The organism is Pseudomonas graminis (assembly GCF_013201545.1).
GTDB lineage: Bacteria > Pseudomonadota > Gammaproteobacteria > Pseudomonadales > Pseudomonadaceae > Aquipseudomonas.
Genome location: NZ_CP053746.1, coordinates 2,826,374 through 2,849,927 on the forward strand (window position 1 = coordinate 2,826,374; position 23,554 = coordinate 2,849,927).

The 23,554-nt window shown below is 61.0% G+C and carries 20 protein-coding genes; 6 read left to right on the top strand and 14 right to left on the bottom strand.

Going from position 1 to position 23,554, the window contains the following annotated elements:
• Nucleotides 1–15 precede the first annotated feature (15 nt).
• From FX982_RS12690 to FX982_RS12720, 7 genes are all read right to left on the bottom strand, one after another.
• Nucleotides 16–705, bottom strand: a complete 690-nt coding sequence (locus FX982_RS12690; RefSeq protein ID WP_172610944.1) for a DUF4197 domain-containing protein — start codon at nucleotides 703–705, stop codon at nucleotides 16–18.
• A gap of 39 nt (nucleotides 706–744) precedes the next feature.
• On the bottom strand, nucleotides 745–1,143 hold the full coding sequence (locus FX982_RS12695) for a YbaY family lipoprotein (protein WP_122537349.1): 399 nt from the start codon (nucleotides 1,141–1,143) through the stop codon (nucleotides 745–747).
• A 48-nt stretch (nucleotides 1,144–1,191) separates the two neighbouring features.
• Entirely contained in the window at nucleotides 1,192–3,684 is a 2,493-nt protein-coding gene (gene plsB, locus FX982_RS12700; RefSeq protein WP_172610945.1) for a glycerol-3-phosphate 1-O-acyltransferase PlsB, read from the bottom strand.
• Between the two features lie 97 nt (nucleotides 3,685–3,781).
• On the bottom strand, nucleotides 3,782–4,159 hold the full coding sequence (locus FX982_RS12705) for a hypothetical protein (protein WP_172610947.1): 378 nt from the start codon (nucleotides 4,157–4,159) through the stop codon (nucleotides 3,782–3,784).
• A gap of 65 nt (nucleotides 4,160–4,224) precedes the next feature.
• Entirely contained in the window at nucleotides 4,225–5,034 is an 810-nt protein-coding gene (locus tag FX982_RS12710) for a putative RNA methyltransferase (RefSeq protein WP_172610949.1), read from the bottom strand.
• Nucleotides 5,034–6,185 carry a succinyl-diaminopimelate desuccinylase gene (gene dapE / locus FX982_RS12715; RefSeq protein WP_172610951.1) on the bottom strand — a complete coding sequence of 384 codons (1,152 nt, stop codon included), beginning with the start codon at nucleotides 6,183–6,185 and terminating at the stop codon, nucleotides 5,034–5,036. Before dapE ends, FX982_RS12710 begins: the two co-directional genes overlap by 1 nt.
• Before the next feature lie 102 nt (nucleotides 6,186–6,287).
• Nucleotides 6,288–8,876 (bottom strand): glycosyltransferase family 2 protein, encoded by a 2,589-nt coding sequence (locus FX982_RS12720; RefSeq protein WP_172610952.1) that lies wholly within the window; start codon nucleotides 8,874–8,876, stop codon nucleotides 6,288–6,290.
• Between the two features lie 233 nt (nucleotides 8,877–9,109).
• On the opposite strand from FX982_RS12720, the gene tcdA reads away from it, so the two are divergent.
• Complete coding sequence (tcdA, locus tag FX982_RS12725) at nucleotides 9,110–9,916, top strand: tRNA cyclic N6-threonylcarbamoyladenosine(37) synthase TcdA (protein WP_172610954.1); 807 nt, start codon at nucleotides 9,110–9,112, stop codon at nucleotides 9,914–9,916.
• 86 nt (nucleotides 9,917–10,002) lie between these two features.
• On the opposite strand, the gene FX982_RS12730 is transcribed toward tcdA, so the two are convergent.
• The 4 genes from FX982_RS12730 to FX982_RS12745 form a co-directional block, all read right to left on the bottom strand.
• Entirely contained in the window at nucleotides 10,003–10,407 is a 405-nt protein-coding gene (locus FX982_RS12730; RefSeq protein WP_172610956.1) for a SufE family protein, read from the bottom strand.
• A complete protein-coding gene (locus FX982_RS12735; protein ID WP_172610958.1) occupies nucleotides 10,404–11,609 on the bottom strand; it encodes an aminotransferase class V-fold PLP-dependent enzyme in 1,206 nt (401 codons plus the stop codon). Before FX982_RS12735 ends, FX982_RS12730 begins: the two co-directional genes overlap by 4 nt.
• A 65-nt stretch (nucleotides 11,610–11,674) precedes the next feature.
• The gene (gene dapD, locus FX982_RS12740; protein ID WP_122622956.1) at nucleotides 11,675–12,709 is read right to left on the bottom strand and encodes a 2,3,4,5-tetrahydropyridine-2,6-dicarboxylate N-succinyltransferase; all 1,035 of its coding nucleotides are present in this window, start codon (nucleotides 12,707–12,709) and stop codon (nucleotides 11,675–11,677) included.
• Between the two features lie 31 nt (nucleotides 12,710–12,740).
• Nucleotides 12,741–13,103 (bottom strand): ArsC family reductase, encoded by a 363-nt coding sequence (locus tag FX982_RS12745; RefSeq protein ID WP_133772712.1) that lies wholly within the window; start codon nucleotides 13,101–13,103, stop codon nucleotides 12,741–12,743.
• A gap of 253 nt (nucleotides 13,104–13,356) precedes the next feature.
• On the opposite strand from FX982_RS12745, the gene FX982_RS12750 reads away from it, so the two are divergent.
• Nucleotides 13,357–15,003, top strand: coding sequence for a Na+/H+ antiporter (locus tag FX982_RS12750; protein WP_172613046.1), 1,647 nt, complete (start codon nucleotides 13,357–13,359; stop codon nucleotides 15,001–15,003).
• Nucleotides 15,004–15,033: 30 nt separating this feature from the next.
• Here the strand turns inward: FX982_RS12750 and dapC are convergent, their stop codons facing one another.
• The 3 genes from dapC to map all read right to left on the bottom strand — a co-directional run bounded on the left by dapC (nucleotide 15,034) and on the right by map (nucleotide 19,893).
• The gene (gene dapC, locus FX982_RS12755; protein WP_172610960.1) at nucleotides 15,034–16,230 is read right to left on the bottom strand and encodes a succinyldiaminopimelate transaminase; all 1,197 of its coding nucleotides are present in this window, start codon (nucleotides 16,228–16,230) and stop codon (nucleotides 15,034–15,036) included.
• 96 nt (nucleotides 16,231–16,326) lie between these two features.
• Entirely contained in the window at nucleotides 16,327–19,026 is a 2,700-nt protein-coding gene (locus FX982_RS12760; RefSeq protein WP_172610961.1) for a [protein-PII] uridylyltransferase, read from the bottom strand.
• 84 nt (nucleotides 19,027–19,110) lie between these two features.
• Complete coding sequence (gene map, locus FX982_RS12765) at nucleotides 19,111–19,893, bottom strand: type I methionyl aminopeptidase (protein ID WP_108120923.1); 783 nt, start codon at nucleotides 19,891–19,893, stop codon at nucleotides 19,111–19,113.
• 339 nt (nucleotides 19,894–20,232) lie between these two features.
• On the opposite strand from map, the gene rpsB reads away from it, so the two are divergent.
• The 4 genes from rpsB (at nucleotide 20,233) to frr (ending at nucleotide 23,543) form a co-directional block, all read left to right on the top strand.
• The gene (rpsB, locus tag FX982_RS12770) at nucleotides 20,233–20,973 is read left to right on the top strand and encodes a 30S ribosomal protein S2 (RefSeq protein ID WP_037014262.1); all 741 of its coding nucleotides are present in this window, start codon (nucleotides 20,233–20,235) and stop codon (nucleotides 20,971–20,973) included.
• Nucleotides 20,974–21,160: 187 nt separating this feature from the next.
• The gene (gene tsf / locus FX982_RS12775) at nucleotides 21,161–22,024 is read left to right on the top strand and encodes a translation elongation factor Ts (protein ID WP_172610963.1); all 864 of its coding nucleotides are present in this window, start codon (nucleotides 21,161–21,163) and stop codon (nucleotides 22,022–22,024) included.
• Nucleotides 22,025–22,245: 221 nt separating this feature from the next.
• Nucleotides 22,246–22,989 (top strand): UMP kinase, encoded by a 744-nt coding sequence (gene pyrH, locus FX982_RS12780; RefSeq protein WP_037014256.1) that lies wholly within the window; start codon nucleotides 22,246–22,248, stop codon nucleotides 22,987–22,989.
• Nucleotides 22,986–23,543, top strand: coding sequence for a ribosome recycling factor (gene frr / locus FX982_RS12785; RefSeq protein WP_122537363.1), 558 nt, complete (start codon nucleotides 22,986–22,988; stop codon nucleotides 23,541–23,543). The genes pyrH and frr overlap by 4 nt, the downstream gene beginning before the upstream one ends.
• Nucleotides 23,544–23,554: the final 11 nt, after the last annotated feature.

The following is a 23,554-nucleotide window of genomic DNA, read 5'->3' on the forward strand; positions in this document are numbered from 1 at the left end:
CCGCCACGGCGCGTCTCATAACGCGCCGAACACCTTCTTCGCCAGACCGGTCGCCGCCGCTGCCGGGTTGGCGCGGATGGTTTCCTCCTGTTTGGCGATCATCTCGAACAATCCGTTCAACGCCTTCTCGGTGACGTAGCCTTCAATGTTTGAGCTCTTCGCGTCCAGCACGCCCAGGGTCGCGGCCTGTCCGGCGAAGGCGTTGTATTTCTGCGCCAGGCCGACTTTGTCAGTGGCCTGTTTGATGATGGGCAGGAATTTGGCGCGGATCTGTTCGCGGCTGGAGGTGCTCAGGTACTGGGTGGCGGAGTCCTTGCCGCCGCCGAGGATGGCCTTGGCGTCCGACACGCTCATCTTTTTCACGGCGTCGACCAGCAACGTCTGCGCCTGGGGCATTGCTGCTTCCGCCGCCTGGTTCATGCTGTTTTCCAGCTGATCGACCTGCGCGCCCATGCCGAACTGCTTCATCTTCTTGGCGACCTTGCCCAGGTTGCCGGGCAGTTCGATGCGCACGTCCTTGTTGTTGCTGAACCCGCCGGGCACGCCCAGTTGCTTGACGGCGACCTGCGCGCTTTGGGTCAGGGCATCCTTCAGCCCGCCGGTGGCGTCCGATTGAGACAGATCATTGAGCGACAGCGCGAAGGCTCTGGCCGACAACAGCAGGCCGGCGCACACGCCAGTGAACGAAAGAGAGCGACGCAACATGGGTAATGTCCTTTTCAGCGGTCTGTGATCCACGCCCGATCAACGGGCCGGGCTCAAACGAATTTTGACGGGCGGTTTTTCGTCCAGCGTCAGGTCCACCGTGTAGCGCTCGGTGCTGATCATCAGCAGCTTGCCGTCCACTTCGATGCGCGCGCTGACCGAGTAGGTGTGTCCCGCCTGGACCTGCTTCTGATCGTAGGTCAGGTGAAACGGCAGCGGCACCTGGCCTTTGATCGGGCCATTCTGGCTGGCGAGGATCTGCGCGGGCGCGTCGGCCAGCGTCACGTCCTGCAGCGTAACCTTAAGCGTAGCGGTAGGCGGAAGCGCCATGCGCTGCAGGTAAAACACCTCGCCATCCACCGAGCCCGGCAGGTTGTCCGGCCCATGGGCGCAAGCGGCGAGCACGGTGGTCATGAGGGTGAGCAGGATGTGTTTCATGTGAATTTCCTTGTCATGTGAAACGTTAGGTAAGGCGTGCGTCGTCGCTCAGGCGATCGGCGCGGCCCCGACGACTTCATCACTGCGGTGCAGCGCCACCTGGCGGATCGACAGCCTGATTTCCGCTGGCAGTACGCGTTTGGCGGCGCCTTCCGCCAGATCCCCCAACATATCGTGATAGCTCAGTTTGTCGGCGGCGTCGGTGCGCAAGACGCCCTGATCCAGCAGCGTCTGGATGAAATGCCGGAACAGACTTTTGTCGAAAAATTCCGGCGCGTTCAGGCCGTGCAGGATCGATAACCGCTGGGCCATCGTCGTGCATAACTCCTCAAGCCCCTCGGCAGTGAGCGTGTGCTGACCGCTGTTGAGCAGCAGCGAGATCGCCATGTAGAAACGCTGCAGGGTCTGGGCAATCGCCCGCGACAGCACCGTCAGCAGCACGAAAGCCCGCGAGCTTGGCGCCGGGCGCAGGTAGACGCCGTTCTCGAATCGCAACAAGCCCTGCTCCACAAACGCCGCCAGCCACTGATCGATGACCTCATCCAGATCGTCCAGCGACCAGCGGATGAACAGCTCCGATTGCAGGTACGGATATAGCGCCCGGGTATACCGCAGAATCTGCTCGCGGCTCATCCGCGACGAGCTCTGGAAGAAGCAGGCCAGCAACGAAGGCAGCGCGAAAATGTGCAGCACGTTGTTCCGGTAGTAGGTCATCAGGACGGCGTTTTGCTCGTCCAGGTACAGAATCTTGCCCAGCGCATCGCTGAGTTCCGAGAGCAGCTTCATGTCCTTGACGTGCTCGATCAGGGCGCGACCATCGCCGTCCGGCAGCGTGGTATGGGGCGAGTAGGGCACGGTGCGCAACAGCGTCAGGTACAGATCGAGCACCCGCGCCAGAGCTTGATCGTCCAGCGCGTGTTTGGCGGTCGACAGCAACGCCAGCGCCACCAGATTCACCGGATTGATCGCCGCCGCTTCGTTCAGGTGGCGGGCCACGCGTTCGCCCAGACGGTGAGTGGTCTCGTTTAGCCAGGCCGGTTTGAACACCGGGCCCAGTTCCTGAGTGCGCCAGTCCGGCTGCTCATGGTCGAGAAATTCGGTCAGCTTGATCGGCTCACCGAAATTCACCGACACCTGGCCGAAGCGCTGCTTTAGCGCGCCGATGACTTTGAAAATGTCGAAGATCGACTCTTTCTTCTTCGCTGCACCGCGCAGTTCACCCAGGTAGGTCCGGCCTTCCAGCACCCGTTCATAGCCGATGTACACCGGCACGAACACGATGGGCATGCGCGAATTGCGCAGGAAACTGCGCAGGGTGATCGCCAGCATTCCGGTCTTCGGCTGCAACATGCGCCCGGTGCGCGAACGTCCGCCTTCGACGAAGTACTCCACCGGGAAACCTTTGGTGAACAGGGTGTGCAGGTATTCGTTGAACACCGCGGTGTACAGCGGATTGCCCTTGAACGTGCGGCGCATGAAAAACGCGCCGCCGCGCCGCAGCAGGCCACCGATCACCGGCATGTTGAGGTTGATACCTGCAGCGATATGCGGCGGGGTCAGGCCGTTGCGAAACAGCAGGTACGACAGCAGCAGATAATCGATGTGGCTGCGGTGGCACGGCACATAAATGATCTCGTTGCCCTGGGCGACGTTCTGCACGCCCTCCAGGTGACTGACCTTGATGCCGTCGTAAATCTTGTTCCAGAACCAGCTCAGCACCACTTCCAGAAACCGGATGGCGGTGTAGGTGTAGTCCGAGGCGATTTCGTTGCCATAATGCAGCGCTTTGTCCCGGGCCTTGGCTTCGGTGATTTTCTCCCGTGCGGCCTCGTCGAGAATGGCCTGCCTGACCAGCGGATCCGCCACCAGCCCTTTGACCAGATGGCGACGGTGGGAAAGGTCCGGGCCGATCACGGACGTCTTCAGGTTGCGGAAATGCACCCGCAGCAGGCGTTGAGCCATGCGCACCGTGCGCTCGTAACCCTTGTTCTGATCGACCAGCTCACGCAGATGAACCGGTGCCGAGAACTGCACGCGGGTCTTGCGGCCCAGGATCAGAATGGTCACAAAGCGACGCAGACGCCCGGTCACCTTCCAACTGTCGGCAAACAGCAGTTTCCACGGGCTGTCCTCCTTGTCCGGGGACTGGCCCCAGAAGACGCTGACCGGAATGACTTGCGCGTCTTCCGTAGCGTTCTGTGTGACCGCGCCGACCAGACGTTCAAGGGTCGGCGGTGCGCCGCGTTTGTCGTGGCGCCCCAGCCAGTCAGGCTCGGGCGTCAGGTAGAAAAACGCGGCCGGCTCGGTCAGATTGCCGACCGCCACGGAGAGTACCGGGCGCGGCAGACCGGCCTTGCGGCACTCGGTATCGAGGACGGCGAGGTCGCTCATTGAAGGGTGTTGCAGCGCATAAAAAACCGGGCGGCTGCGGTCGAGATTGAGGGTGAAGGACGACTGGTTGATCGTCTCCGAGCGCACCCACAGGTAAAGCAGGCGGCGCACGGTGCCGAATACAAGACGGCGAAACGGGGAACGGGTCATAGAGTTCTGCTGAGAGGGGCGACGCCCGCGAGGCCGCCAGTTTGCCGCATATGGCGGGGATGGGCAAAGCGGCGCGGGCGCCCGTCAGGATGATGTATCAGGACGTATGCCAGGTGATTTCTTCCTCACCATCCACGCTGATGCGGATCCATTGATCGGCTTCGGCGTCACTCTCTTCTTCGACCCATGTCCCCGGGGCGCAACGCACTTCGACCTTCAACGCGGCGAAGGCGGCACGGGCGCAGGCGATGTCGTCTTCCCACGGGGTTTTGTCGCTGTCCAGGCACAGGCTGTTCCACTTGCCGACGGCCTTGGGAATCCAGGTCACGGGCACGTTGTCCGCCTGGCATTTCCACGTCTGGCCTTTCTGTGCCCATTCGGTGCAAGGGCCGATGGCTTGAGTCAGCCATGCGGTGATTGCCTTATGGTCGACGTCAGCGTCTTTCAGGTAAATCTCGATATCGGGTTGGCGCATGGATGCCTCTTGGTTGTGCTGGAAAATCCACTCGCGGATTCAGTCTGTTCGGGTGCTTCAAGCCGTCAGTTCAGGACGAAATAATCGTAGCGCATGGACACCGTGACCTCGAACGGCTCGGCCTGCTCGATCACGTTCGCGCGGCGCTCGGCACTGGCGCGCCAGCCGTGGGGCGTCATGGCCAGCAGATTGGCGCGGGCCTGGCCGTCCGCCAGTGTCAGGGTGAAACGCAGGGTTTCGCTGTGCTGCAGGCTCATGCCTTCCGGCACCAGGGCCAAGTGCTTGTCATCGCTGTAATCGCGGACTTCGTCGTACAGGCGCTGACGCAATTCCATCAGGTGATCGTTGGTCGGTCCTACACGCATCAGGCCACCGCCCGGCGAAAGCAGACGCTTGGCCTCGGCCCAGTCCAGCGGGCTGAACACGCTGGCGATGAACTGCATGCTCGCATCCGGCAGTGGCACGCGCGCCATGCTGGCAATCAACCAGGTGATGTTCGGGTCGCGTTTGCAGGCGCGCTTCACCGCTTCGCGGGAGATGTCCAGCGCGTAGCCGTCGGCGTCGGGCAGGCTCTGGGCGATCTGCGCGGTGTAATAACCCTCGCCACACCCAATGTCGAGCCAGTGCGCGGGGGCACGCTCGGCGGCCAGTTCGGCGAGACGCCTGGCGACTGGCGCGTAATGCCCGGCGTTGAGAAAGTCGCGGCGCGCCTCGACCATCGCCTGATTGTCGCCGGGGTCGCGGCTGTTCTTGTGCTGCACGGGCAGCAGATTCAGATACCCCTGACGGGCGCGGTCGAAGCGGTGCCCGGCCGGGCACACGACACCGTTATCCGCTGAATCGAGCGGGGCGGAGCAGATCGGGCAGGTCAGCATCAGGCGAGCAACTTGACCAGGGTCTGGTAGTAGATCTCGGTCAGCACGTCGAGATCGCTGGCGAGGATGCGTTCGTTGACTTGATGGATCGTCGCATTGACCGGCCCCAGTTCGACCACTTGGGTGCCGAGGGTGGCGATGAAGCGACCGTCCGAGGTGCCGCCGCTGGTCGACGCACGGGTGTCGCGGCCGGTGACGTGTTTGATGCTCGCCGACACTGCGTCCAGCAGTGCGCCCGGTTCGGTGAGGAACGGCAGGCCGGACAGCGCCCATTCCACGTGCCAGTCCAGATCGTGTTTGTCGAGAATAGCGGCGACGCGTTGCTTGAGGCCTTCGACGGTGGATTCGGTGGAGAAACGGAAATTGAACACGGCCATCAGATCCCCCGGGATCACATTGGTGGCGCCGGTGCCGGAATTCAGGTTGGAGATCTGGAAGCTGGTCGGCGGGAAGAAATCATTGCCGTTGTCCCAGTGCTCGGCGGCCAGCTCAGCCAGCGCCGGTGCTGCCAGATGAATGGGGTTCTTCGCCAGATGCGGGTAGGCGACATGGCCCTGAATGCCTTTGACGGTGAGGGTTGCGCCCAGTGAACCGCGACGGCCGTTCTTGACCACATCGCCCACCAGCGTCGTGCTCGATGGTTCGCCGACGATGCACCAGTCGAGCCGTTCGTTGCGCGCCGCCAGACGCTCGACCACTGCTTTGGTGCCGTGGTGCGCCGGGCCTTCTTCGTCGCTGGTGATCAGATAGGCCACTTTGCCCTTGTGGTTCGGGTGATCGGCGACGAAACGCTCGGTGGCGACAATCATCGACGCCAGGCTGCCTTTCATGTCCGCCGCGCCACGGCCGCAGAGCATGCCGTCTTCGTCGATCAGCGCGCTGAACGGATCATTCTGCCAGGCCTGAACCGGTCCGGTCGGCACCACGTCGGTGTGACCGGCAAAACACAGCACCGGACCGTCCTGGCTGCCGTGGGTGGCCCAGAAGTTATCCACATCCTGAATACGCATTGGCTCCAGCGCAAAACCGGCATCGCTCAGGCGTTTCATCATCACGGCCTGGCAGTCGGCGTCCAGTGGCGTGACGGATGGGCGACGGATCAAGTCGCAGGCGAGTTGCAGCGTGGGCGAGAGGTCAGCTGGGGCTGTCATGAAAGGTCCGAGATATTGAGTGAAGGCAAGGCATAAACCGGCGAATAGCTTAAAGCAAAACGGCGACCCGAAGGCCGCCGTTTAGTACAGCGCCCCATTGTTTCAGGCGGTAGCGGGTTCGTCTGCCGGTTTCGGTTTCGGCAGCGACGACAGAAACGCCATGATCAACGCCGCCAGATACGGCAGCGATTGCACCAGCAGCATGATGACCCAGAAGCGCATGTCGTTGCTCGGCAGACCCTGTACCAGACAGATCCCCAATGCAGCGCCCCACAGCATCAGCATGATGAACAACTCTTCGCGGGCCTCGGAAATCGCCACCAGCAAGCCATGGCTTTCGGCGTTTTTCGGGGTGCGGAAGAACGGGATGCTGGTGGTGAAGAACCCGTACAGCACCGCTTTGGCGATGGTGTGAGACAGCGCCAGCCCCGCGAGCGCTGCGTAGAACGCGTCCGTGAGGTTCACGCCAACGGCGCGACGGTACAGGAAGATGATCTTGCCGACCTTGAAGAAGAACAGCGCCAGCGGCGGAATCGCGAAAATCAGCAGCGGTGGATCAACACGGTTGGGCACGATGATCATCGCCGACGACCAGAGCAGTGCGCCGACCGTAAAGAAGATGTTCATCCCATCGGCCACCCACGGCAGCCAGCCCGCGAGGAAGTGATAGCGCTGGCCGCGGGTCAGCTCAGTGTCCTTGCCGCGCAGCAGGCTGGCGGCGTGACGCTTGATAATCTGAATCGCGCCATAGGCCCAGCGGAAACGCTGCTTTTTGAAGTCGATGAAGGTGTCGGGCATCAAGCCCTTGCCGAAGCTATTGTGCGCGTACGCTGCCGAATAGCCTTTTTCGAACACGCGAAGGCCCAGCTCGGCGTCTTCACAGATGCACCAGTCCGCCCAGCCCAGTTCTTCCAGAACCGAGCGACGGGTCATGGTCATGGTGCCGTGCTGAATGATCGCATCGCGGTCATTGCGGGTGACCATGCCGATGTAGAAGAAGCCTTTGTATTCGGAGTAACAGAGCTTCTTGAACGCACTTTCGTGCTGGTCGCGGTAGTCCTGCGGCGACTGCACCACAGCGATTTTCGGATCGGCGAAGTGCGGAACCATGTGCTTGAGCCAGTTGCGGTCGACGCAGTAGTCCGAGTCAATCACGGCAATTACTTCGGCATCCGGCGCGGTGTGCGGGATCAGGTAGTTCAGGGCGCCGCCCTTGAAGCCGGCCAGCGGCGCGACGTGGAAAAACTTGAAGCGCGGCCCGAGCATTTCGCAGTGGGCCTTGACCGGCTCCCACACGGCGGGGTCCTTGGTGTTGTTGTCGATCAGCAACACTTCGAAATCCGGATAATCCAGCGCCGCCAGGGCGTTGAGGGTCTGTTTGACCATTTCCGGCGGCTCGTTGTAGCAGGGCACGTGAATGGACACTTTCGGTCTGTAGGCCGAATCCCCTTCAACGGGCAGGAATTCGCGGCGGCGTTTGTGCGTCCACACCGCTTCGGCCAGCTCGTGGGCCTCGGTCAACAAGACGATAAAGACGCCGAATGCGCCGAGCGCCAGTAAAAATCCTACGAGCAGACTGAACCAGGTGCTGTATTGCTGGCTGTAGTCGTAGCCGATCCAGACCAGGACAGATCCACACAGGAAAGCAATAAAGGTCAGGAATGTCCGGCCACGCTGACGCAGCGCCGAGCCATCAATCAGCAACAAGGCGAGGGCAAGCATCGCCAACACCGCGGAACCGATCGCCAATACACGCCACTGCGGGATCGCAACGACCGGGCCTTCGAAGTTGAATTTCTGCTGGCGGGCGGCGTTGTACACGCCCCAATAGGCACCAACCGATCCTTCGTCGCTGGCTTTCCACGGCTGGTCGAAGGCTTCGATCACAAAGTAGTTGAAGCCTTGACGGTTGAGCTTGTTGACCAGCGTGCGCAGGTAGACCGCCTGATCCGCCTGGGTGGCGTCCGCACCGCCGCGCATGTGGCCGTTGCTCGGCCAGCCGACTTCAGAGAGCAGCAGCGGCTTTTTCGGGAACATGCGTTTCAGTTCGCGGGCACGATCAAGCACGTACTGACCGGCTTTATCCATCGGGATGTATTCCCAGTACGGCAGGATGTGCGCGGCGACCAGGTCAACGTGCTTGGCCAGTTCCGGGTACTTTTCCCAGATATGCCACTGCTCGGACGTGGTCACCGGGACTTTGACGGCGGCGCGCACGCGGTCGAGGGCGGCCATCAGGTCCTTGGGTTTGATCTCTTCGCGGTACAGCGCCTCGTTGCCGACCACCACGCGAACGACGCTGCGCGAGGTGTTCGCCAGTTCGATCGCCGTGGTGATTTCGCGCTCGTTTCGCTCCAGGTCCGGACTGATCCAGATGCCGAGGGTCACCCGCAGGCCGAACTCCTCGGCCAGCTTGGGGATGTCCTTGAGCGTGCCGTCCACTGAATAGATACGGATGTTGTCCGTCTGCTTGCTCATCAGCTCCAGGTCCTGACGCATTTCTTCGTCGGATGGGTAGGAATCTTTCTGTGGATTCTGCCCCAGGCGGAAAGGCGAATAGGAGAAGCCGGAGATCTGTTCAGGCCAGTTGGGGGCGGTGACGGGGCGGTTGATCAGCGCCCAGAAGCCGGTGAACAGCGCAGCAATCGCCACGACGACAACAAGGTTGAGTCCAAATTTACGCGATGACATAGGTGCTTCAGGTTCCAAGAGGGGAACGGGGAGGAGTGACAGGGTACAGCGGGCCGAAACTTTGGCAACCGACACGTGTTGAAGTTCTGTTCGGCCAGGCTCGTAGGCCGTTACCTGTCCTGCATTGGGCAGGCGGGGAAAGAGGGGACTTTCAGACCAAACGCCTGCCACTCAGCGCTTTGCGAATCGCCGTCAGGGCCTATAATGCGCGCCGGTTTTTTGGGGTATTGGTCATGAGTACAGAAGATCCGCGTTTCGCTGGCGTTGCCCGCCTGTACGGCATTGAGGGTCTGGAACGCCTGCGCGCGGCCCACGTGGCGGTGGTCGGGATTGGCGGCGTGGGTTCCTGGGCGGCGGAAGCCATGGCGCGCTGTGGCGTAGGCGAGATATCCCTGTTTGATCTGGACGACGTCTGCGTCAGCAATAGCAACCGCCAGTTGCACGCCCTGAGCAGCACCGTTGGCCGCGCCAAGATCGAGGTCATGGCCGACCGCCTGCGTGAGATCAATCCTGATTGTGTGGTCCATGCCGTCGCCGACTTCGTCACCCGCGAGACCATGGCCGAATACATCACGCCTGACATCGACTGCGTGCTCGATTGCATCGACAGCGTCAACGCCAAGGCCGCGCTGATCGCCTGGTGCAAACGCCGCAAGATCCAGATCATCACCACCGGTGGCGCGGGCGGGCAGATCGACCCGACCCTGATTCAGGTCTGCGACCTCAACCGGACATTCAACGATCCGCTCGCGTCCAAAGTGCGTTCGACCCTGCGCCGCGATTACGGCTTTTCCCGCACGGTCACTCGGCATTACAGCGTGCCGTGCGTGTTCTCTACCGAGCAACTGCGCTACCCCAAGCCGGACGGCAGCATCTGCCTGCAGAAAAGCTTCGTCGGCGATGGCGTGAAGCTTGATTGCGCGGGCGGGTTTGGCGCGGTGATGATGGTCACTGCCACCTTCGGGATGGTCGCCGCGACCAAGGCCGTGGACAAAATCGTCGCCGGCGTGCGACGGCCGTCGGAGCGCCGTCCTTCATAGGATCTGCAGGAACCGGCTTGCTGGCGACAGCTGTGTCAGCCGCCACTAATGTGCCTGACCCACTGAGTTCGCCAGCAAGCCGGCTCCTACAGAGTAAGTTGCCGCATCTTCTGCAACACCGCATTCAGCCCGTTGCTGCGGGATGCCGACAGCTGACGGCTCAATCCCAGCTTCGTGAACCACTCAGCCAGATCTACTTGCTGCAGCGCTTGGGACGACAGGCCATTGACCCGGGCCAGCAGCAACGCCACCAGCCCCCGAATCAACCGCGCATCGCTGGCGGCGCGGAACTGCCAATGACCGTCGACGACATCTCCCACCAGCCAGACCTTGCTCTCGCAGCCGTCCACCAGACGCTCGTCGGTCTTTTCGTCGTCTCTCATGGGCGGCAGGCGGTCGCCCCATTGCATCAATAGCCGCGCCCGCTGCTCCCAGCTCAATGACCCGTTGAAGGTTTCCAGCGCCGTGTGCGCCTCGATCGGCAGGCTCATCGCAATACCTCCAATGCCCCATCCAGAGCGCTGAAAAACCGCTCCAGGTCCTCGGAATCGTTGTACAACCCCAGCGACACGCGGATTGCCCCGGAGAGGCCCAAGCTACTGATCAACGGGATGGCGCAGTGGTGACCGGCGCGAACGGCGACGCCTTGCTCGGTCAGCAGGTGCGCAAGATCGGCGTTGTGTACGCCCTCGACCACGAAACTCACCAGCGCCACATGGGGATCGCCCAGCACCTGCACACCGTCGCGCAGCATCAACCCGGCGCGCAACCGCTCATGCAGGCACGCTTCGTATTCGGCGACGGCGGACTGATTCAGGCCGTTGAGATAATCCAGCGTCGCGCCGAGGCCGATCACCGCGCTGATGGGCGGCGTGCCCGCTTCGAAGCCCAGCGGCGCGGGGCGGAACGTGGCTGTCCGGTAACCGGTCTGCAGGACCATCTCGCCGCCGAACTGCCAATGCTGCAACTGCGCCAGCGCCTGATGTCTGCCGAACAGGACGCCCACGCCATCCGGGCCATAGAGCTTATGGCTGGAAAACACGTAGAAATCGCAGCCGATGTCCTGCACATCGTGTCGGCCATGGACGACGCCCTGAGCGCCATCAATCACCGTCAGCGCGCCCTGTGCCTGGGCCAGCGCAACGAGCTGCCGGACCGGCTGCCAGGTGCCGAGCACATTGGACAACTGACTGACCGCCAGCAAACGGGTGCGTGGTGTGATCAGTTCGGCGGCGGCCTCAACATCTATCACGCCGGCGTCGGTAACGGGCAGTACAACCAGTTTCAGGTTGCGACGCAGGGCCAGTTGCTGCCAGGGCAACAGATTGGCGTGGTGCTCCAGCGCGCTGATGACAATCTCGTCGCCGGCCTGAAACACGTGCTCCAGGCCATAGGCGAGCAGGTTGAACGCGGACGTGGCGCCGTGGGTGAACACGATCTGCCCGGACGCTCCGGCATTCAGCCATTCGCCGGCCTTGCGCCGCGTGTCCTCAAAGGTCTGGGTCGCCATGGCGCCCGGCAGGTGCTGAGCGCGATGCACATTCGCTGCGCCGTTGGCGTAGTAATGCACCGTGGCGTCGATCAGGGCGTGGGGCTTTTGTGCGGTTGCGGCGCTGTCCAGATAGGTCTGGCCTTGCCGTTGCAGGGCGTCGATGGCCGGAAAGTCAGCGCGCCAGGGAGAAATGAGGGGCATATCAGTCACGCTCGTTGAGGCGGGTTCGGTGCCCAGGGGGACACCGAACCCGCACGCAGCATCGATCAGTTGTGAGCGTGCAGCGCTTCGTTCAGCTCGATGGCCGACTTGTGGGATTTGCATTCCACCGCGCCGGTCTGCGAGTTGCGACGGAACAGCAGGTCCGGTTGACCGGCCAGTTCACGTGCCTTCACGACCTTGACCAGCTCGTTCTTGTCGTCCAGCAGCGCCACTTTGGTGCCCGCAGTGACGTAGAGACCGGCTTCAACCGTGTTGCGATCGCCCAACGGAATGCCGATGCCGGCGTTCGCGCCGATCAGGCAGCCTTCGCCGACCTTGATCACCATGTTGCCGCCGCCCGACAGCGTGCCCATGGTCGAGCAACCGCCGCCCAGGTCCGAACCTTTGCCGACGAATACGCCAGCCGACACACGGCCTTCGATCATGCCCGGGCCTTCGGTGCCGCCGTTGAAGTTGACGAAACCTTCGTGCATCACGGTGGTACCTTCGCCGATGTAGGCGCCCAGACGCACGCGCGCGGTGTCAGCGATGCGCACACCGGCCGGCACGACGTAGTCGGTCATTTTCGGGAATTTGTCCACCGAGAAGACCTCCAGAAACTGGCCTTTCAGGCGGGCTTCCAGCTGACGCTCGGCCAGCTCGCCCAGATCAATGGCGCCCTGGCTGGTCCACGCGACGTTCGGCAGCAGCGGGAACACGCCGGCCAGGCTCAAGCCGTGGGGCTTGACCAGTCGATGGGAGAGCAAATGCAGCTTGAGGTAGGCCTCGGGGGTGGAGGTCAGCGCGGCGTCTTCGGCCAGCAGCGTGGCGACCAGCGGGTTGTGGCTCTCGGCCAGTCGGGTCAGCAGCGCGGCCTGGGCGTCGTCGATGCCTTTGAGGGCATTGGCCAGACGCGAGGACAGATCGGTGTTGAATGCGATGGCCTGATTGCCACCGGTGTAGCCCAGGATCGGTGCGACCGCGGCGACGATTTCAGCCGACGGGTTGAGCAGTGGCAGGGCGTAGAAAACTTCCAGCCAGGTGCCTTGACGGTTTTGTGTGCCAACGCCAAAGGCCAGGCTGAACAGAGAAGTGGACATGCAGATACCTCGTTATTTAGGGCTATCTCAATCAGGCGATAGCCGCAGCGTACAGTTCGGGTTTGAAGCCAATCAGGGTTTTGTCGCCAAGATCCAGCACCGGGCGCTTGATCATCGACGGCTGAGCGAGCATCAGCTCAATGGCCTTTTCCTGATCGAGGTCGGCTTTCTGCGCCTCGTCCAGTTTGCGAAAGGTCGTGCCGGCGCGGTTGAGTACCGTCTGCCAGCCATGCTCGTTGCACCAACGGGTCAGGTGGTCGCGGTCGATGCCTTGGGTCTTGTAGTCGTGGAAATCGTAATTCACCGATTTTTCATCGAGCCAGGTGCGCGCCTTCTTCATCGTGTCGCACGCCTTGATCCCAAACAGGTGCAACGTGTGGGTTTCCTTGGCCATCGGCCTGCTCCTTTCGGGACGGTTGAAAAAAACGGTGGAGGATTATGCCACGTACACGCAGGGTAAGCGCGGCGCGCCGACGCTTTGTCCATTTGAGGCCGTATTGCCCGCCATGAATGCTGGCGACGACGGCCTGCCGCTGCAGATGTATCAGAACACCATGACCTTTCCGGCCGTAAATATGGGCACTTTGCCGGACGCATCCGGTCTGTTGCCGATGTCAGTCATGAGTCAACGCTTGGGGAAACACGCAATGCAAACAGCCTATACCGTCCTTATCTTGTTGACGCTGGTAGGTGTCTCGCGATTGCTGGCCCGAGTGATTCCGCTGCCGCTGCCGCTGGTGCAAATCGCTGCGGGTGCCTTGCTCGCCTGGCCGACGCTGGGCCTGCACGTGGCACTCGACCCTGAGCTGTTTCTGTTTCTGTTCCTGCCGCCGCTGCTGTTTTCAGATGGGTGGCGGATGCCCAAGCGCGACCTTTGGCGCTACCGCGGCGCCATTCTGACCCTCGCGGTCGGGCTGGTGATTTTCACCGTGATCGGCGCCGGCTACTTCATCCACTGGCTGCTGCCTTCCATTCCCCTGCCTGTCGCCTTTGCGTTGGCAGCGGTGCTGTCCCCGACCGACGCCGTGGCGGTCTCGGCCATCGCCCAGGACCGGCTGCCTGCGCCGATCATGCGCATGCTCCAGGGCGAAGCATTGATGAATGACGCAACCGGCCTGGTCACCTTCAAGTTTGCCCTCGCAGCTGCCATCACCGGGGTGTTTTCCCTGACCGATGCCAGCCTGAATTTTGTGCTGGTGGCCTGTGGCGGTCTGGCCGTTGGCGTTGCGCTCAGCTGGATGGTGGGGCGTCTTCGCAGCTGGATGATCACCCGGGGCTGGGATGATCCGGCGACCCACGTGGTCTTCATGTTGCTGCTGCCGTTCGCCGCTTACGTCCTTGCCGAGCGGCTTGAACTGTCCGGAATTCTCTCGGCGGTGGCGGCGGGGATGATGCAAAGCTGGGTCGATCTGCTGCCCCGCCAGACCACCACCCGACTGCTCAATCGCAGCGTGTGGACCCTGTTGGAATTTGCATTCAACGGCCTGATCTTCCTGCTGCTCGGCTTGCAGCTGCCTGACATCATCACCGCCGTTACCCACCATGAAGCCACGCTGTGGCCGACCTTGTTGTGGCGTTGCCTGGATGTGCTGGCGATCTTCGTCGTGCTGGCGGTGTTGCGTTACATCTGGGTGCAAAGCGTCTGGCGGCTGATGATCCAGATTCGGCGCTGGCGCGGCAGGGGCGATGGCACGCTGGATCTGTCGACACGCTCGTCATTGCTGCTGACCGTGGGCGGGGTGCGCGGTGCCGTCACACTGGCAGGTACATTGTCGGTGCCGATGCTGATCAGTGCGGGCGTCGACTTTCCCGAGCGTGACTTGCTGATTTTCATTGCTGCCGGGGTGATCCTGCTGTCGCTGGTGTCGGCGAGCATCGGTTTGCCACTGCTGCTGCGTGGGCAGGTCAATGAACCGGACATGCGCATGAAGCGCGAAGTGAGGGACGCCTGGAAGCGTACGGCCCAGGCGGCAATCAAGACACTGGAGAACGAAGCGATCCCGGCGGCCACGGATTCACCCGAGGCCGCGCAGGCTGTGCTCGCGATAGAAGTAAAGGCGCGGATCATGTCCGAATACCGCCAGCGTCTGGATATCTTCAACGACACCGCCGAAGCCCAGGCCTTGGCATTCCAGATGGAACAACTGGAGAAACGCATGCGCCTCAACGCCCTGCGTGCCCAGCGTCTGGAACTGTACAACCTGCACCGTCACCACCAGATTGGCGATGACGTGCTGCGCCTGGTGCTGGCGGAACTCGATCTCAATGAAGCCAATCTGGGGCTGGCGCACTGAGGCCTGTAGCCAGCCTCAGTCGGCGGGATGTCAGCGGCTCGTCACAAACTCGCGAATACGCTGAGCGGCTTCGATGCACTCGGCCAGCGGTGCAACCAGTGCCATGCGCACGCGGCCGGTGCCGGGGTTGAACCCGTCGACATCGCGGGACAGGTATGACCCCGGCACCACGGTCACGTGCTCGGTGACGAACAGATCCCGGCAGAACTTCGCATCGTCAGTCCCGACGTTGGGCCACAGATAGAAGCCGCCGTCGGGACGCTGTACGTCCATGACCGGGCTTAGGATTTCCAGCACGGCGTCAAACTTTTCCCGGTACAGCGTGCGGTTGGCGCGCACGTGTTCTTCGTCGCTCCAGGCCGCGATGCTCGCCAGTTGCGTCTGCACCGGCATCGCACAGCCGTGGTAAGTGCGATACAGCAGAAATGCCTTGAGAATGTCGGCATCGCCGGCGACAAACCCCGAGCGCAGGCCCGGCAGGTTCGAGCGCTTGGACAGGCTGTGGAACACCACGCAACGCTTGAAATCCTGACGACCCAGTTCGGCGCAGGCGCTGAGCAGGCCGGCCGGCGGGGTCGCTTCGTCGAAATACAATTCGCTGTAGCACTCGTCCGCCGCGATCACAAAATCGTGCTTGTCGGCCAGGGCGATGAGTTTCTTCAGGGTATCCAGCGGGATCAGCGCACCGGTCGGGTTGCCCGGCGAGCACAGGAATAGAATCTGGCAGCGATCCCAGACGTCAGCGCTGACGGCGTCGAAATCCGGATTGAAACCGTGCTCGGCCAGGCAGGGCAGGTAGTGCGGTGTGGCACCGGCCAGAAACGCCGCACCTTCATAGATTTGGTAGAACGGGTTGGGGCTGACCACCAGGCCGTTGTCAGCGCGATTGACGACCGTCTGGGTAAACGCGAACAACGCCTCGCGGGTGCCGTTGACCGGCAGCACATGTTTCGCTGCATCCAGCCAGCCGGCCGGCACGCTGAAACGGCGTTCGCACCAGTTGGCGATGGCTTCACGCAATGCAGGAATCCCGGCTGTGGTCGGATAGACCGCCATTTGATCGAGATTGTCGGCCAGCGCCTTGGCGACGAATTCCGGCGATTTGTGCTTGGGTTCGCCGATCGACAGGGCGATCGGACGTTTGTCCGGATTCGGTGTAACGGCACCGAGCAACGCGCGAAGTTTCTCGAAAGGGTAGGGCTGGAGCTGCTGCAGGGCGTTATTCATGTCGAATCGTTCTCAAGGCTGGGCGCCCGCACTCGTGTTCACGAGGTGGCAAGGCGCCGTTGAATCAAGTCGTTAAGTCGTGCCGTCCTGGCCGGTTCAAATGCTGATGCGCAATTCGCTGCCGGGCTCGGGGTTGACGCTGAGCTGCTCGACGATTTCATCCTGAAGGCGTCGGCACAGCTGCGGATCGGACAGCGGCTGGTGGTTTTCATCGGTCAGGAAAAACACGTCTTCTACGCGCTCGCCCAGCGTGGCGATCTTGGCGTTCTGCAATGACAGATCGAACTCCAGGAAGATCTTGCCCAGTCGCGCCAGCAGCCCGGGGCGATCCGGCGCGCTGAGTTCCAGCACCGTGACCGGCCTTTGAGCGTCATTGGAAATCGTCACCACGGGCGCGAACGCAAAGTGCTTCAGCTGACGTGGGACACGACGTTTGATGATGGTCGGGTAGTCGTCGGGGTTGCGCAGCGCATCGGTCAGTCCATCGCGAATGGCCTTGATACGCTCCGGGTTTTCACCGATCGAACCGCCTTCGCTGTCGAGCACGATGTAGGTGTCGAGAGTGAACTGGCTGGTGGAGGTGATGACCCGGGCGTCGTGAATGTTCAGGTTTAGCTGGTCCATCGCCGCCACGGTCACGGCGAAAAAGTCGTGCTGGTCGGGCGCATAAATGAAGATCTGCGTGCCGCCTTCGAACTCGCGCTGGGTGGTTTCCTTGATCAGCACCAGCGGGCCACCATCGGCCGGCTGCTGCAAAATCGCGTCGCTGTGCCACGCCACGTCGCCTGCGGTGTGACGCAGGAAATAGTCATCACCCAGTTGCGACCATAACTGCTCGACGTCGTCGGGATCGGTGCCACTGCGCACCAGAATATCCAGGGCGGCGCTTTGCGTGCGACGGATCTGCTCCTCGCGGTCGACCGGGTTTTCCAGCCCACGTTTGAGCGCGCGCTTGGTCTCGGTGTACAGCTGGCGCAACAGGCTGGCACGCCAGGAATTCCATAACGTCGGGTTGGTCGCGTTGATGTCCGCGATGGTCAGCACGTACAGGTAGTCCAGATGCACTTCATCGCCGACGAACTGGGCAAAGTCGTGGATCACCTGCGGGTCGGACAGGTCCTTGCGCTGGGCGGTGGTCGACATCACCAGATGGTTCTGCACCAGCCAGACAATCAGCTGGGTGTCCCACTGTGGCAAGTGGTGACGGGTACCAAACGCCTCTGCGTCGATCGCGCCCAGTTCCGAGTGATCGCCGCCGCGGCCCTTGCCGATGTCGTGGTAAAGCCCGGCCAGATAAATAAGCTCGGGCTTGGGCAGTCTGGCCATGAGCTTGCTGGCGAGCGGGAATTTCTCTGACACCTGCGTGTATTGCAACTTACGCAGATGCTTGATCAGGTTCAGCGTGTGAGCGTCGACCGTGTAGATGTGGAACAGGTCGTGCTGCATCTGCCCAACGATGTGGCCGAACTCCGGCAGGTACAGCCCGAGAATACCGTAGCGGTTCATCCGCCGCAGATTGCGATGGATGCCGATCTCGCATTTGAACAGCTCGATGAACAGGCTGGTGTTGCGGATATCGTTGCGGAAATCGTCGTTGATCAGGTATAGATGCTCGCGCAGCAGCCGGATGGTGTCGGCCCGCACGCCCTTTATTTCGGGGCGCTGCGCCATCAGCACGAAGATCTCGATCATCGCGAACGGCGTGCGCTTGAACACGTTCGGATGGGTCGCCTCGATGTAGCCGTCATGCAGCTGGAAACGCGAGTTGATGGTCTCGGTGACCGTGCCGTCGTCGTCCGCGAGGATGACTTCTTCGAAGTGCTGGATGATCAGGTCGCTGAGCTGCGCGATGCTCATGACCACCCGGTAATACTTTTGCATGAAGCGTTCGATGGCCAGCTTGGCGTCGGTGTCTTCGTAGCCCAGCAAGCGCGCGATGCCTGTCTGGTAATCGAAGAGCAGACGGTCTTCGGAACGACCGGCGAGCATGTGCAACGCGTAGCGGACCTTCCAGAGAAACTCCTGGGAAGACGCCAGCAGCGCGTTTTCGCTCTCCAGCAGAAAACCCTCGTCTGCCAGGGCATGCAGATTCAGCGTGCCGTACTGGCGACGGGCGACCCAGAGAATGGTCTGAATATCGCGCAGCCCGCCGGGCGAACCTTTAACGTTGGGCTCGAGGTTGTACTCAGTGTCGAAATACTTGTGATGGCGGTTCTTCTGCTCGGCGCGTTTGGCCAGGAAGAACTCCTTGCTCGGCCACATCTCGCGGGTGCTGGTGACGGCGAGCATGCGCTGACGCAGTCGCTCGGGACCGGCAATCGTGCGGCTCTCCATCAAATTCGTGATGACCGTCAGATCCGCCCGGGCTTCTGTGACGCATTCATCCACCGAACGCACGCTCTGACCGACTTCCAGGCCGATGTCCCACAGCAGTGTCAGAAAGCGTTCGATGGAATCGCGGAAAACTTCATGGTCGGCGCTGTCCAGCAGGATCAGCAGGTCGATATCGGAATAGGGGTGCAGTTCGCCGCGACCGTAGCCGCCGACCGCCAGCAAGGCGATATCGGCATCTTCGCTCCAATCGAACTGATCCCAGGCCTGTTGCAGGATGTTATCGACGAACCAGGCACGGTCTTCGATCAGGCGGCGGATCTCGCGGCCGGATTTGAAGCGTCCGTCCAGCACTTCACGCGCCTGACGGATGGCTTTCTTGAAGGCGGGTATGGGGCTGGCCTTCAGTGCCAGCTCGGCCTGAAACTGGCCGCGATCGAACAAATCTGGGTCCACCTGCGGCATCGAACTGCTTTCCTTCTATCTATACCGACCGTGCTAAACCGACCGTGCTGGCTGTACCGGCTCTTATCGCAAGTGACTTCGCGATCAGACCGAGGTGCGGGCGATGGTGTCATCACTGCGCAAGGTGAAGATTTCGTAGCCGGTCGCGGTCACCAGAATGGTGTGCTCCCACTGGGCCGACAGCTTGCGATCCTTGGTGATGGCTGTCCAGCCGTCGCCCAGCAGGCGGGTGTCAGCCTTGCCCTGGTTGATCATCGGCTCGATGGTGAAGGTCATGCCTTCTTTCAGCTCCATGCCATCACCGGCCTCGCCGTAGTGCAGCACTTGTGGCTCTTCATGGAAGACCCTGCCGATGCCGTGACCGCAGTATTCGCGGACGACAGAGAAGCCGTTCTTTTCAGCGTGCTTCTGGATCACTTCACCGATATCGCCCAGGTGCGCGCCGGGCTTGACCACTTCGATGCCTTTATAAAGGCACTCTTGAGTGACGCGGGACAGACGCTCGGCCCACTCCGGCACTTTGCCGACGTGGAACATCTTGCTGGTGTCGCCGTGGTAGCCGTCCTTGATGACGGTCACGTCGATGTTCAGCACGTCGCCATTCTTCAGCGGCTTCTCGTTCGGGATGCCGTGGCAGACCACGTGGTTGATGGAGGTGCAGATGGATTTAGGGAAACCCTTGTAATTCAGCGGCGCCGGAATGGCCTTTTGCTCGTTGACGATGTAGTCGTGGCAGATGCGGTCCAGTTCTTCGGTGGTCACGCCAGGCTTTACATAATCGCCGATCATTTCCAACACGTCGGCAGCCAGGCGGCCGGCAATGCGCATCTTTTCGATGTCTTCGGGGGTTTTCAGTGTCACGGTCATTAAACAGGCTCTCTCGGCGCGGCGGGGCCACGGCTTGATACGGAAAAAACGCGATTCTACCAGACCGTCGTCAGGCGGGTTATCATCGCGTCCTCCATCGATGCGGGCAGGGTGTCCGACCGCAGGCATGAAGGGGTCAAAAGCGTCGGAAAAACAGGCTCTTATTTCGAGTTCCGTTATCCAGTCTTTTGTGATATAAAATGCGCCGCTTTACGGGGTCTGCCCCGAAAGCTCTAACCCACACACGTGTCGACACGATGACCTGGGTGCCTTCGGCTCAAGTCGCTGGTTGGTCATTGGGATACGTGGAGGCCTAACCCGACTTATCAAGGAACTATCATGTCCCAAGTCAACATGCGCGATATGCTGAAGGCCGGTGTGCACTTCGGTCACCAGACCCGTTACTGGAACCCGAAAATGGGTAAATACATTTTCGGCGCGCGCAACAAGATCCACATCATCAACCTTGAAAAAACCCTGCCTATGTTCAACGAAGCTTTGACTTTCGTTGAGCGCCTGGCTCAGGGCAAAAACAAGATCCTGTTCGTCGGCACCAAGCGTTCCGCTGGCAAGATCGTTGCTGAAGAAGCAGCACGTTGCGGTTCGCCGTACGTCGATCACCGCTGGTTGGGCGGCATGCTGACCAACTTCAAGACCATCCGCGCTTCCATCAAGCGTCTGCGTGATCTTGAAATCCAGGCAGAAGACGGCACGTTCACCAAGCTGACCAAGAAAGAGGCGCTGATGCGCACTCGCGATCTGGAAAAGCTGGATCGTAGCCTGGGTGGTATCAAGGACATGGGCGGTCTGCCAGACGCTCTGTTCGTTATCGACGTTGATCACGAGCGCATCGCGATCACCGAAGCCAACAAGCTGGGTATCCCGGTCATCGGCGTTGTCGACACCAACAGCAGCCCTGAAGGCGTTGACTACATCATCCCGGGCAACGATGACGCAATCCGCGCCATTCAGTTGTACATGGGTTCGATGGCTGACGCTGTGATCCGTGGTCGCAACAACAACGCTGGCGGCACCGACGTTTACGCTGAAGAAGCTCCAGCGGCAACTGTTGAAGGCTGAGTAACAAACGCCTGGCGTTGACTCAGTACGCAAAAAGGGGGCTTGGCCCCCTTTTTGCCACCTCGAAAACCATCTGACGTTGCCATCGATCTTATTGTCATGTGCAGCAGTCACCATGGATTTTCAAGAATTTGAACGCCCGTCTTGCGGGTGGAATGGTTGAAGACCTATCCAAGAGGATTTTGAAATGGCAGAGATTACTGCAGCGTTGGTCAAAGAACTGCGCGAGCGTACCGGCGAAGGCATGATGGATTGCAAAAAGGCCTTGACCAAGGCTGGCGGCGACATCGAAAAAGCCATCGACGATATGCGTGCTTCGGGCGCAATCAAGGCCGCCAAGAAAGCAGGCAACGTTGCTGCTGAAGGCGCCATCTCCATCAAGGACGACGGCAAAGCCGCAGTCCTGATCGAAGTCAACTCCCAGACCGACTTCCTGGCTCTGCAGGATGACTTCAAGGCATTCGTCGCCAAGAGCGTCGAGAAAGCCTTCGCTGACAAGCTGACCACCGTTGAGCCTCTGGTTGAAGCGATGGAAGCTGATCGTCTGGTTCTGGTCGGCAAGGTTGGCGAGAACGTCAACATTCGTCGTCTGGCGCGTATCGAAGGCGACGTGCTGGGTTCGTACCTGCACGGGAACAAGATTGGCGTGGTTGTTGTCCTCAAGGGCGGCGATGCAGAGCTGGCGAAGGACATCGCCATGCACGTAGCAGCGACCAACCCTGAGTTCCTGCTGCCTTCGGACGTTTCCCCGGAAGCGATCGAGCGCGAGAAGAATGTCTTCATGCAGTTGAACGAAGACAAGCTGAAAGGCAAGCCTGCTGAAATCGCCGAGAAGATGGTTGGCGGTCGTATCAGCAAGTTCCTGGCTGAAGCCAGCCTGGTCGAGCAAGCGTTCGTCAAGAACCCGGAAATCAAGGTCGGTGAACTGGCCAGGAAAGCCGGCGCTGAAATCGTTTCCTTCACCTACTTCAAAGTAGGCGAAGGCATCGAGAAGCCAGTCGACAACTTCGCTGAAGAAGTCGCTGCTCAAGTAGCTGCAAGCAAGCAATAAGACGGTTTTCCAACTGTCGCCCCGAAGAGGCTGCCCGCTAACGCGCGCAGCCTCTTTGTCAAAGCGGTACGCGGAATTGTCATTGCTGCACTGAATTTGTTTTTGCAGGGGTTGGGCCTACGAGGCTGCATTTCCCTGAAGCAGTGACCTAGAGTGAGCGCAGGCCGAAAATGGCCCGCAACTCGAACGATTTTTTTCAAACGCCGCAGGAGAGATTCGCAATGGCTCAGCAGGGCAGTGGCTATCAAGCTCGCTATAAACGCATTCTACTCAAGCTCAGCGGCGAGGCCCTGATGGGGTCGGAAGAGTTCGGCATCGACCCCAAGGTGCTGGATCGCATGGCCCTTGAAGTCGGTCAGCTGGTCGGCATCGGCGTTCAGGTCGGCCTGGTCATCGGTGGCGGTAACCTGTTCCGCGGTGCAGCGCTGAGCGCGGCCGGCATGGATCGGGTCACGGGCGACCACATGGGCATGCTGGCCACCGTGATGAACGCGCTGGCCATGCGTGACGCGCTGGAGCGGGCCAACATCTCGGCCATCGTAATGTCCGCCATTTCCATGGTGGGTGTGACCGATCACTACGATCGTCGCAAAGCCATGCGTCACCTGAATGCCAAGGAAGTCGTGATCTTCGCCGCCGGTACTGGCAATCCGTTCTTCACCACGGATTCGGCAGCGTGCCTGCGCGCGATCGAGATCGACGCTGATGTCGTGCTGAAGGCAACCAAGGTCGATGGTGTGTACACTGCCGATCCATTCAAGGACCCGCATGCCGAGAAGTTCGATCGTCTGACCTATGACGAAGTGCTGGATCGCAAGCTGGGTGTAATGGATCTGACAGCCATCTGTCTGTGTCGTGACCACAAGATGCCACTGCGTGTCTTCAATATGAACAAGCCCGGCGCCCTGCTGAACATTGTGCATGGCGGCGCGGAAGGTACTTTGATCGAGGAAGGCGAACAATGATCAACGAAATAAAGAAAGACGCTCAAGAGCGGATGAAGAAATCCCTTGAGTCCCTGGCCCATGCATTCGGCCAGATCCGCACCGGTAAGGCGCACCCGAGCATTCTCGGCAGCGTCATGGTGCCGTACTACGGTTCCGACACCCCTCTGAGCGGCGTCGCCAACGTCACCGTGAAGGACTCCCGTACGCTGCAGGTCGTGGCGTTCGAGCGCAACATGCTCGCTGCGGTCGACAAGGCTATCCAGAGCGCTGGCCTGAACCTCAACCCGACCAACCTGGGCGAGATGCTGTTGATCTCCATGCCTGCCCTGACGGAAGAGACCCGCAAGGGCTTCACCAAGCAGGCACGCAGCGCCGCAGAAGACGCCCGCGTTGCCGTGCGTAACATTCGCCGTGACGCGTTGGGTGAGCTGAAGAAGCTGGTCAAGGACAAGGAAATCAGCGAAGACGAAGAGCGCCGCGCCGCTGCCGACATCCAGAAGCTGACGGACAAGGCTGAGGCGGACATCGACGCCGCGACCAAGTCCAAAGAAGCGGACCTGATGGCCGTATAAGGGCCGGGAAG

Coding starts and splice junctions, on each gene's coding strand:
- FX982_RS12750 (WP_172613046.1), top strand. CDS start 13,357: ATGCAAACAGCCTATACCGTCCTTATCTTGTTGACGCTGGTAGGTGTC.
- FX982_RS12760 (WP_172610961.1), bottom strand. CDS start 19,026: ATGCCGCAGGTGGACCCAGATTTGTTCGATCGCGGCCAGTTTCAGGCC.
- FX982_RS12705 (WP_172610947.1), bottom strand. CDS start 4,159: ATGCGCCAACCCGATATCGAGATTTACCTGAAAGACGCTGACGTCGAC.
- FX982_RS12745 (WP_133772712.1), bottom strand. CDS start 13,103: ATGGCCAAGGAAACCCACACGTTGCACCTGTTTGGGATCAAGGCGTGC.
- dapE (WP_172610951.1), bottom strand. CDS start 6,185: ATGACAGCCCCAGCTGACCTCTCGCCCACGCTGCAACTCGCCTGCGAC.
- pyrH (WP_037014256.1), top strand. CDS start 22,246: ATGGCTCAGCAGGGCAGTGGCTATCAAGCTCGCTATAAACGCATTCTA.
- FX982_RS12720 (WP_172610952.1), bottom strand. CDS start 8,876: ATGTCATCGCGTAAATTTGGACTCAACCTTGTTGTCGTCGTGGCGATT.
- frr (WP_122537363.1), top strand. CDS start 22,986: ATGATCAACGAAATAAAGAAAGACGCTCAAGAGCGGATGAAGAAATCC.
- dapD (WP_122622956.1), bottom strand. CDS start 12,709: ATGTCCACTTCTCTGTTCAGCCTGGCCTTTGGCGTTGGCACACAAAAC.
- dapC (WP_172610960.1), bottom strand. CDS start 16,230: ATGAATAACGCCCTGCAGCAGCTCCAGCCCTACCCTTTCGAGAAACTT.
- FX982_RS12710 (WP_172610949.1), bottom strand. CDS start 5,034: ATGCTGACCTGCCCGATCTGCTCCGCCCCGCTCGATTCAGCGGATAAC.
- plsB (WP_172610945.1), bottom strand. CDS start 3,684: ATGACCCGTTCCCCGTTTCGCCGTCTTGTATTCGGCACCGTGCGCCGC.
- FX982_RS12735 (WP_172610958.1), bottom strand. CDS start 11,609: ATGCCCCTCATTTCTCCCTGGCGCGCTGACTTTCCGGCCATCGACGCC.
- FX982_RS12695 (WP_122537349.1), bottom strand. CDS start 1,143: ATGAAACACATCCTGCTCACCCTCATGACCACCGTGCTCGCCGCTTGC.
- map (WP_108120923.1), bottom strand. CDS start 19,893: ATGACCGTGACACTGAAAACCCCCGAAGACATCGAAAAGATGCGCATT.
- rpsB (WP_037014262.1), top strand. CDS start 20,233: ATGTCCCAAGTCAACATGCGCGATATGCTGAAGGCCGGTGTGCACTTC.
- tcdA (WP_172610954.1), top strand. CDS start 9,110: ATGAGTACAGAAGATCCGCGTTTCGCTGGCGTTGCCCGCCTGTACGGC.
- tsf (WP_172610963.1), top strand. CDS start 21,161: ATGGCAGAGATTACTGCAGCGTTGGTCAAAGAACTGCGCGAGCGTACC.
- FX982_RS12690 (WP_172610944.1), bottom strand. CDS start 705: ATGTTGCGTCGCTCTCTTTCGTTCACTGGCGTGTGCGCCGGCCTGCTG.
- FX982_RS12730 (WP_172610956.1), bottom strand. CDS start 10,407: ATGAGCCTGCCGATCGAGGCGCACACGGCGCTGGAAACCTTCAACGGG.